This window comes from Virgibacillus carmonensis (assembly GCF_057836705.1).
In genome coordinates this window covers 1-586 of record NZ_JBYQFJ010000290.1, presented here as the reverse complement: position 1 = coordinate 586, position 586 = coordinate 1, and the positions used below count along the sequence as shown (strand labels likewise).

The following is a 586-nucleotide window of genomic DNA, read 5'->3' as shown; positions in this document are numbered from 1 at the left end:
TGGAATCCAGCTGTGGAAGATCAAGCAACCGGCCGCGCCCACCGTTTCGGACAAAAGAACGTCGTTCAAGTGATTCGGATGGTAACCAAAGGAACGATTGAAGAAAAAATCTATGCGCTGCAACAAAAGAAGCGTGAATTAATTGAACAGGTCATCCAGCCTGGAGAACAAATGCTATCAAGTTTAAGCGAAAGCGATATTAGAGAATTATTAAGTATCTAGCCATGTTCATGTTTATGCGCATGGCTTTTTTCTATCGTACGAATTATTAACCAATGGTTCATAAATTGCCCACTATTAAAAATATTTAAAAAACACCTGCAATATTTTTGAATATCTGATAAAATGAATATACCGATTTCCATTTGGTTAATTGGAGGGGAGGCAGCCTTTGATTATCGTTTTGCGTACAATAGAAACACAGTAAGATATTCCTTAACGTTTTATCTGCCGTTGAAACGGGAATATTGTTAGTAGAGAAGGGGATGTAACAAATGAAAAAAATTGGAAAAGGATTTGCTAAATTTATTGTTGCTAATCTTGCCGTAATACTTGTAATCCTATTGTTGCCAATATTTTTAGTTAC

General features: G+C 36.0%; 1 protein-coding gene. It reads left to right on the top strand.

The window, feature by feature from the left end; all coding sequences use genetic code 11:
• On the top strand, nt 1-222 hold a 222-nt coding region (locus tag AC3G7N_RS21925; RefSeq protein ID WP_489424236.1), incomplete at its 5' end, for a hypothetical protein.
• Nucleotides 223-586: the final 364 nt, after the last annotated feature.